Genomic DNA, 8,537 nt, shown 5'->3' on the forward strand with positions numbered 1-8,537 from the left:
CGGGACGGCGCGGCTCCTCGCGGAAGCCGTTGCTCATCGGCCGCTGCGGTGGCGGAGGCGGGGGCTGGGGTGCCCGCGGGATGGTGCGGAAGTTGCCCAGCACCAGCTTGCCCACCAGGTACGCCGACGCGTCCTCGACCTTGTCGAACCGCACAGGGCTCTTCGGGCCGTGGTCGTACCAGCACACCTCCCAGCTGTCGCCGTCGAGGTGCAGCGTCCAGGTGCGGTCGGCGGGCTCGCCGATCCGGAACACGCCGTGCGGCACGTTGAGGTCGTCCAGCGCGCGGCGGGTGCCCGCCAGCTCGCGGTCCTCCTCCTGCGTGACCTGGCGCGGCGGCTTCACCGGCTCCGGCTCGGGCTCTGGCTCGGGTTCCGGCTCCGGCGTCGGCTCGTTGAACAGAGCCGCGTCGAACTGGGTCGTCTCCTCGACCTGAGCGGGCGCGGGAACCGGCACCGGAGGCATCACCGGCGCGGGCTCGGCGACAGGCTCAGGCACCAGGCTCTGCTGCGGCTCGAACTGGGACTCGAAGGACTGCGGCTCGAACGGCTGCTGGTCGAACGGCTGCTGGTCGAAGTCCTGGGGCTCGAACGGCTGGGACTCGAACGAGGTCGTCGACTCGAGCTCGCTCTCCGCCAGGTCCGGCTCGTCCTCGGCCACCGGAACGACCGGGTGCTCCTCGGTGACCTCGGACGCGCTTTCCAGCGGCTCGTCGAGGACAGGGCTCCACGCCATCGTGTCCTGCATGAGGTCGCGCGGACGTTCCTCGGTCTCCGCGACCAAGCTGTCCGTGCGCTCCTCCTCGCGGTGGTGCGTGAGGAGCTCGGGCTCGTCCGGGCCCGCGGTGGGGATCCGGGGTTCCTCGGGAACGTCCACGACGTCTTGCTCGTCGTCGGCGTCCGTTTCGTTCTGGCTCTCCACGACCGGCTCCGCTCCCTCGATCTCGCTCGGGTGCGGTGCGAAGAGGTCCATGCCGGCGCCGTACGTGTCGCGCAGGCGCCTGTCGTCCAGGTGGTCGGGCACGCCGTCGGAGTCGAAGATCACCCGATAGGGCGGGCCGTCACCGGTCATCGGGTGCACCGCCACCGCGACCGTGGCGCCGATGTCGTCCGGCACCTGCTCGGGCTCTTCCTCGATCTGCGGCTGCTCGGTGGTGACCTCGGCGGCCTGCGGTTCGGGGAACATCGGCTCGAAGTCGTACTCCTCGGCCTCCGGTTCGTCGTCGAACGACGGCGGCGCGACGTACTGCGTCTCGTCCGACTTCGGCTCGGGCTCCGGCTCGCGCTGCGGTTCCGGCTCTGGCGGCGACGGCACGACGGTGCCGGGAGGCGCGGCGGGAGCGCCGAGGTTCGCCGCGGCGGCGAGCCTCGACTCCTCGGAGACCTCCGGCAGCGTGAAGCCGGCTGCCCTGGCACCTTCGACCAGTTCTGGCTCGGGTGGCACACCGTACTTGCGCAGGTAGTAGGAGACGCCCGCCGGCCAGATCCACGCGCCGTCGGTCTGGAAGCCGGACGGCACGACCTGCGGGGAGTCCGGGTGCAGGACATCGGCATCGAACCCGCGTCCTGCCACGGCGACCGGCGCGTTCGACAGGTACGTCAGCAGCGGCGCGACCTCGGGCTCCGGCACCGGCGGCCGGTTGACCGACGGACGACCGTTCGGTCCGGCACCGTCGAACACCCTGACCGTGCGGAACACCGGCGTCGGCGGGTTCAGCCTGCGGCGCAGCCAGTCAGGGACGTTCTCGTCGGCGCGCGGGAAGAACCGCATCTCGTCGAAGTACGCCTGCTGCGGAGGAGGCGTCTGCCAGCTCGGCTCTGCGCGGTCGAAGTCGAGGTTGTAGCTGGACGGGTGATCCAGCTGGTAGCGGGCGTTCGTCCAGCTTCCCCTGCCCTCGCGGTGCATGCCGGCACGCAGCCGGGCGAACAGCGAGGCCACGTCCTGCGGCACTGCCCAGGCGTGCGAGGTGCCGTCCTGCAACCGCAGTTCGGCCTCCAGCTCGAAGTAGCGGCCGGTGGCGCGGTACTGGGCGATGACGCTGCGCCAGTCTTCCGGCGCGGCCCGCATGAGAGTCAGGCCGATCTGCTTAACCAGAGCATCCTGCTCTGTAGGGTTCAACGGCTTCGGCTCGGACACGCCAACATCTTCCCCCGCAACTCGCCGGATCGCACACGTCCCCCGCCATTGCGCCGAACGGTGGAGGCCCGACCATAACGCGGTCGACGTGCAAGGTTAAAGCTGATCAAGAACACCCCTGTCTCGGCTGGAGGACGTGTGTCGCGGTCCGCGCAGGTGACCGGCGGTCTGCTAGCGGCGGCCGGTGGACTGGCCATCGCGGTCCAGGCGCGCGTCAACGGCTCGCTGGCACAGGCGTTGCAGAACGGCTTGCTGGCGGCGTTGATCTCCTTCGCCGGCGGGTGGTTGGTGCTGGTCGTGGTCGTCCTGTCGCGACAGTCCGGACGGGACGGGCTGCTTCGGTTGCGCGACGCGCTCAGGCACCGCCGGATCCGCTGGTGGGAGTGCGTCGGCGGAATCAGCGGCGCGGTGCTGGTGGGCTCGCAGGGGCTCACGGTCGCGATCATCGGTGTGGCGGTGTTCACGGTCGCGGTCGTGATCGGGCAGGTCGTGAGCAGCATGGTCATGGACCACCTCGGATTCGGGCCGGGCGAGTCGAAACCATTCACAAACACACGTGTCGTCGGAGCGGTCGTCGGTGTTATCGCCGTCATGGTCGCTGTGTCGGACCAGTTCACGTCTCCCGGCTCGTTGTGGCTCGCGATGCTGCCGCTGGCCGCGGGCCTGATGATGGGCTGGCAGCAGGCCGTGAACGGGCTGGTCCGCGAGGCCGCTGCCAACTCCGTGGCGACGATCCTGGTGAACTTCACCGCGGGCACTGTCACGTTGACCCTGGTCAACCTGGTGGCCCGAGGTGGCGTGCCAGGCAGGTTTCCGTCTGACTGGTGGCTCTACCTCGGCGGGTTGCTCGGCATCGTCGGTGTGGGCGGCGCGATCGTGTCCGTGCGGTTCATCGGCGTGCTGATGGTCGGGCTGTGCGGCGTGTGCGGGCAGCTCATCGGGGCTGTGCTGCTGGACGCGGTGAGCGGGCACCTGGCGTTGCCGACCGTGATCGGCGTGGTGTTGACGCTGGTGTCGGTGGGCATCGCGGTGCTGCCCAATGGGAGGATGAGGACGTGACTGCGACGCTGCTCAACGGCAAGGAAACCCGGGACGCGCTGTTCGAGGACCTGAAGGCGCGGGTCGCCGCGCTGCCGAAGCCGGTGGGTCTGGCCACCGTGCTGGTCGGCGACGACCCCGGCTCGCACTCGTACGTCAAGGGCAAGCACTCGGCGTGCGCGAAGGTCGGCATCTCGTCGATCCGCCGCGACCTGCCCGCGGAGACCACGCAGGAGGAGCTCGAGGCCGTCATCGACGAGCTGAACTCCAACCCCGAGGTCACCGCCTACATCGTCCAGCTGCCGCTGCCCAAGCACCTCGACGCGAACGCGATCCTGGAGCGGATCGACCCGCGCAAGGACGGCGACGGCCTGCACCCGGTCAACCTCGGCAAGCTCGTCCTCGGCGAGGAGGCCCCGTTGCCCGCGACGCCGCGCGGCATCGTGGAACTGCTGCGCCGCTACGACGTGCCGATCGCCGGCCAGAACGTCACGGTCGTCGGCCGCGGCGTCACCGTGGGCCGCCCGATCGGCCTGCTGCTGACCCGCCGCACCGAGAACGCCACCGTGACGTTGTGCCACACCGGCACCAAGGACCTCGCGGCCGAGGTGCGCAGGGCGGACATCGTGATCGCCGGCGCCGGCAGCGCGGGCCTGATCACCAAGGACATGGTCAAGCCGGGCGCAGCGGTGATCGACGTCGGCATCACCCGCACCGAGGCCGGCCTCGTCGGCGACGTGGCCAAGGACGTGGCCGAGGTCGCAGGATGGCTCGCCCCGATGCCGGGCGGTTCCGGCCCGATGACCGTCGCGATGCTGCTGACCAACACCGTCGAAGCCGCCGAGCGCGCCAATGCAGCGGTCTGACGCAGAGGCGCTCATGCCGGAACAGCGCTGGCGCTCGGGTCCCGCGAAGCACCTGCCGTTCGCGCTGGTGCTCGGTGTCGCCGTGCTCGGGCTGGTGCGGATCTTCCAGTACCACTGGCGGCAGGGCGCGGTCCTGCTGGGCGTGTCGCTGCTGGTCGCCGCCGTGCTGCGGATCCTGGTGACCGACGAGCAGGCCGGCCTGATCAAGATCCGCGGCCGCGGCATGGACGCGTTCCTGTACTCCACCCTCGGGGTCGTGGTGATCGCCGTGGCCCTGACGATCACCGGCGGCCCTCTCAGCCGATAGCGCGGTTCACGAGGACCTCGATGAGCTCGTCGAGGTCCATCGGCTCGACGATGCCGGGCAGCGTGAGCCGTTCGTAGATCAACCCCGTCATCCCGAAGTACATCAGGAGGACGGTCATCCGGTCGCCGGGCAGCTTCGACTCCTCGTTGAACGCGACGTTGAAGTCGAGGCTGTCGGCGACCGTCTTCGTGAGCGCGGTCCGCAGGTCCGGCCGGCGGGTCGCCTCCAGCCGAAGCTCCATCATCGCCAGGTAGCAGGCCTTGTCGGCGTCCGCCCGCTTGATGATGTCGTGCATGAACTTCACCGAGAGCGACCGGTCGCGCGGCAGGGCCAGTGACTCCGCGATCGACTCCTCGGACGGCATGAGCCGCTGGTGCACCCGCGTCGCCACCTCAGACATCAGGTCATCGCGGTTCGCGAAGTAGTTCGACGCCGTGCCCGCCGGCACCCCCGCCTTCGCATCGATCGCGCGGTAGGTCAGCCCTCGTGCGCCCTCCTCGGCCAGGACGTCGATCGCAGCGTCCAACAGGGCGGTTCGCCGTGCTTCGTTCCGAACCACGATTCCTCCTTGACAACCACTACAGGCATAGTACTACAGTCGTCGTGGTTGAAGCGAGTTCGCGTCGGTCGTCCGGTCGCCCCTTCGGGTCAACCGCCGAAGGCGATTCGGGCCGAAGCGGTGGCCGGACGACCGACTTGCAGGCGAACTCGCCGCCGTCTGCGGAGCAGCGGCAGTCGAACACAGTTCTGAGGGGATGATCTGCATGCGAAAGCTCGTCTACTACGTGGCCATCACGCTGGACGGTTACATCGCCGCCGAGGACGGGACCTTCGACGGGTTCATCTTCGAGGGTGACCACATGGCCGGCATCAACGCCGAGTACCCGGACACGCTGCCGACCCAGTTCCGTTCGGCGCTCGGACTGGAGGACGCGCCGAACCGGCACTTCGACACGGTGCTCATGGGCCGCAACACCTACCAGGTGCCCGGCGGACTGGCCTCGCCCTACGCACACCTGCGCCAGTTCGTGGTGTCGTCGTCGTTGACCGACACACCGGACGACGTCGAGGTGATCCGCGAGGACGTGGTCGGCCGCGTGCGCGAACTGAAGGCCGAGGACGGCCTCGACATCTGGCTGTGCGGCGGCGGCAAGCTGGCCGCGGAACTCCTGCCGGAGATCGACAAGTTGCTGTTCAAGATCCACCCGGTCGTGTTCGGGCGTGGGATCCCGGTGTTCGGCGGGAAGGTCGACATCACGAAGTTCGAACGCACCAACGCGCAGCTGTTCGAGAGCGGAGTTTCCTTCATGACTTACGAGCGTTCTTAAAAATGATTGACGGGCGCCGCGTGCGCCCGTAATACTTGGACCACACCAAGCCGAAGGGGAACGTCATGACGAGCCAGCAGATGCGAGTGGAGCGCTTTGACAGCGCTGCTTTCGCTGACGCGCGACCGTCTGACGATCGCGGCTCACGACGCCCGTTCGCGCCGCTGAGCAGCGGTGTTGGCTCCCCGCCATGACTTGAGTCCTGGTCATGACCACAGGGAGCCGCCCGTCGGGAAACCGATCCGGGCGGCTTTCTCCATTCCGCACGCTTTGATGTCGCCACCTCCATTTCGGAATTGGCGCGATGATTCACCACGCCCTTGTAGCTCAATGGAGAGAGCGCGGCGCTACGAACGCCGAAGTCCAGGTTCGACTCCTGGCAGGGGTACGAGGCGGTGACCCGCACGGAACCGACCGCCTTGCTCACGTCGCCCAGGCCTGCCTGGGCGCACCAACGGATGCGAGGGAGACGGCAACCCGCCTCATTTGGGATGAGGAAACACCGCGTTCGACTCGCGGGCATCCGACTGAACGGCGCCTTGGGCGTCAGCGCTCCACGAATTGGTGACACGACCTCAGCAAGCCGCCCGCCGGGAACCGATGCGGGCGGCTTTCCCTTTTGACGCTCCGAAAGCACGTCCGGCCCGGCACACGGCATATTCCACCCGACGACGCCCGTAAGCCGTTTGTGGCAAGGTGTCCCTGACCCCACGGTCCTCTACCGGTCGAACGTTGTGCGTCATTTGGTGTGGTGCTGAAACTGGATGGTCTGATATCCGTCGCGTCGACAGGTCGTCGTGGGGAGAGGACGGGCTCGTGTCACTTGCGCCGACAGAGCATCGAACCATCGTGACGGTGGACGTCGCGGACTTCACCAATCCGAGTCGGCGAACCGCCCACATGGCCGATCTGCACGACGGCCTCTACGACGTGCTGAGGCGTGCTTTCAGCGGCGTTGGTGTCGACTTCGACAGGTGTGAGACCGAAGACCGCGGTGACGGCGCGTTGATCTTGGTACCGGCCGTCTTCCCCAAGAGCGAGCTTGCCGACAAGCTGCCCGGCCGGCTGGTCGCCGAGATCCGCAGGTACAACTCGACCAGGGTCGACGCGGCCAAGATCAAGCTTCGGGTGGCGGTGCACTCCGGCGACATCCGCAAGAACACGCACGGGTGGGTGGGCATTCCGGTCAATCTGGCCTTCCGCCTGCTGGACGCCCAGGAGGCCAAGCTGGCGTTGCGGCGATCCGACGGCGTGGTGGCCATGATCGCGTCGGACCACTTCTACTCCGAGGTGATTCTTCAGGATCCCGGTACGGCTCCCGAGTCCTACCGCCGAATCGACGTGACGATCAAGACCTTCACGGGACACGCGTGGCTGCGCCTGCACGGCGAGGACGCGGTCGTGAGCCGACGTCCTCCTACAGCGGAGGACGACGATCTGGGCGTGCTGCCACTCGCCCCCGAGGACGAGTTCAAGGAGCTGCACGGCTGGCTGGTCACGATCGAGACGCCTCGCCTGCCGATGCTCGTGAGCCGCGCCACCGGTTCGACGATGCCGGTTCCGCGATTCGACTCCGTGTGGGACGCGTTCGTCCATCTTTCCGACGTCAACGCGGGCCCGGACGGCATTCCGCCTGCGGTCCTGTTCGTCGAACTGCTGGCCGACGAAGTCGGCGGTGAGACCGCCGCTCATTTGACGAACTGGGTGGAGCAGAGCGTGCGCAAGTTGCGGCGCACCCGTGTGCTGGACGAACAGCGCGAGGTCCGGCCGCCGATTCAGTCCGAGCCGCACCTGCACCTGATGTTCGCGATCGAGCTGGACTCGATCGACTCCGACCGGTGCATCCTTTCCTTCTGGCGCCAGGACGATCCGCTTGAGTGGCCACCACCTCGCGGCGGCGTTCGCGAAGTCGGGATAGACGACCTGGAATACCAGGTCGACGAGGTGATCATCGAAGCCGAGGGCGTCTGGTCCGACCTGGCCGCATCCGTCACCCTGGAATTCCTGATGGCACGCCCACTGCTTCAATTGCCGATCTACAGCTGGTGCAAGGAACACCGTTCAGGCGATCCACGCCCGCTCGTCTACGACTACACCGTGGCACTGAGATCCCTCGAACGAATGCACGCAAAATACTGGCATCGCGCATGGCGTGTGCGATGGGACTCTATGCTTGAGAACCCGGCGCCGGACCGAATTCACCCAATCGGTGCAGCGTCGACCAGGGAGAATCCGATCGATGCTGTGCTGAGTGATTCCAGATGGATTGGGCTGGTGATGGACGAACCGCCACTCGCCCGCCCTGAGCCGCACGCCGCACCCGAGGCGTTGACCGCGGCACTGCGGGCGGGCCTGCCGGTGATCTTGTGGCATCCGACGGCACGGCCCGAGGACCTGCACGCGCTGGTCGGCCGGCTGGCCGGTGGGCACGGAGGTGTGCTCGACCTGCCGGAGCAGCGCAGGGCGGCTCATCTGTCCGCCGACGTCGGCGACCTCGTCCGAGATCTCGTGGTGCTGTGGGACGACCCGAACAGAACACTCGTTCTTGATCAGCAGTCGTCGAATCCGGCCGGGCAGTGAGGGGCGAGACCATGAGCGCGAACGAGCCGAGGATGGACTCCCACCAGCACGTTGAGGCGCCTGACTGGTGGATCTATCGCGGCACCGGGCGTCCCATGTACGACATCGACCTCACCCAGATCCTGCCGCCACCCCCACCGTGGCGGGACTTCGGAGGACCCCTTCCCGAGTCGGACGCGCTTCCGCCGGAGGACGACGGCGAGGCGAGCCGCAGACTCGGTTCGGAGTTCCACCTGACCGAGCAGCACGTCGATCCCCGCGAGCTCGACATGGTCAACGCGAGC

Annotated in this window: 7 protein-coding genes, 1 tRNA gene and 1 pseudogene; 7 read left to right on the forward strand and 2 right to left on the reverse strand. The window is 67.8% G+C overall.

Annotation, left to right across the window (positions count from 1 at the left end; all coding sequences use genetic code 11):
* Window positions 1–2,134, reverse strand: a 2,134-nt coding sequence (locus FXN61_RS44245; protein ID WP_167979814.1) for a hypothetical protein, incomplete at its 3' end; no start/stop codon positions are given.
* A 138-nt stretch (window positions 2,135–2,272) separates the two neighbouring features.
* Between FXN61_RS44245 and FXN61_RS44250 the strand changes: the two genes are divergently transcribed.
* The 3 genes from FXN61_RS44250 to FXN61_RS44260 are packed head-to-tail and all read left to right on the forward strand — an operon-like array spanning window position 2,273 to window position 4,345.
* Entirely contained in the window at window positions 2,273–3,193 is a 921-nt protein-coding gene (locus FXN61_RS44250) for a DMT family transporter (RefSeq protein ID WP_312878469.1), read from the forward strand.
* A complete protein-coding gene (locus FXN61_RS44255) occupies window positions 3,190–4,038 on the forward strand; it encodes a bifunctional methylenetetrahydrofolate dehydrogenase/methenyltetrahydrofolate cyclohydrolase (RefSeq protein ID WP_167979815.1) in 849 nt (282 codons plus the stop codon). Before FXN61_RS44250 ends, FXN61_RS44255 begins: the two co-directional genes overlap by 4 nt.
* 13 nt (window positions 4,039–4,051) lie before the next feature.
* Window positions 4,052–4,345: a DUF3017 domain-containing protein gene (locus tag FXN61_RS44260; protein WP_167979820.1), complete on the forward strand. Its 294-nt coding sequence runs from the start codon at window positions 4,052–4,054 to the stop codon at window positions 4,343–4,345.
* Here the strand turns inward: FXN61_RS44260 and FXN61_RS44265 are convergent.
* Window positions 4,335–4,904 carry a TetR/AcrR family transcriptional regulator gene (locus FXN61_RS44265; protein ID WP_167979816.1) on the reverse strand — a complete coding sequence of 190 codons (570 nt, stop codon included), beginning with the start codon at window positions 4,902–4,904 and terminating at the stop codon, window positions 4,335–4,337. The two genes, FXN61_RS44260 and FXN61_RS44265, sit on opposite strands and share 11 nt — an antisense overlap.
* Before the next feature lie 205 nt (window positions 4,905–5,109).
* Between FXN61_RS44265 and FXN61_RS44270 the strand changes: the two genes are divergently transcribed.
* The 4 genes and pseudogenes from FXN61_RS44270 to FXN61_RS44285 form a co-directional block, all read left to right on the forward strand.
* Window positions 5,110–5,673, forward strand: a complete 564-nt coding sequence (locus FXN61_RS44270) for a dihydrofolate reductase family protein (protein WP_167979817.1) — start codon at window positions 5,110–5,112, stop codon at window positions 5,671–5,673.
* Between the two features lie 316 nt (window positions 5,674–5,989).
* Window positions 5,990–6,061: transfer RNA gene (locus FXN61_RS44275), tRNA-Arg, on the forward strand.
* Between the two features lie 461 nt (window positions 6,062–6,522).
* Entirely contained in the window at window positions 6,523–8,253 is a 1,731-nt protein-coding gene (locus FXN61_RS44280) for a VMAP-C domain-containing protein (protein WP_188136151.1), read from the forward strand.
* Window positions 8,254–8,264: 11 nt separating this feature from the next.
* A pseudogene (locus FXN61_RS44285) lies at window positions 8,265–8,537 on the forward strand (hypothetical protein); the annotation flags it as partial.

The organism is Lentzea indica (genome assembly GCF_012184385.1).
Taxonomy (GTDB): domain Bacteria; phylum Actinomycetota; class Actinomycetes; order Mycobacteriales; family Pseudonocardiaceae; genus Lentzea; species Lentzea indica.

Excerpts from the sequence above, each read along its gene's own strand:
- FXN61_RS44270 (WP_167979817.1), top strand. The coding sequence starts at position 5,110 with ATGCGAAAGCTCGTCTACTACGTGGCCATCACGCTGGACGGTTACATC.
- FXN61_RS44260 (WP_167979820.1), top strand. The coding sequence starts at position 4,052 with ATGCCGGAACAGCGCTGGCGCTCGGGTCCCGCGAAGCACCTGCCGTTC.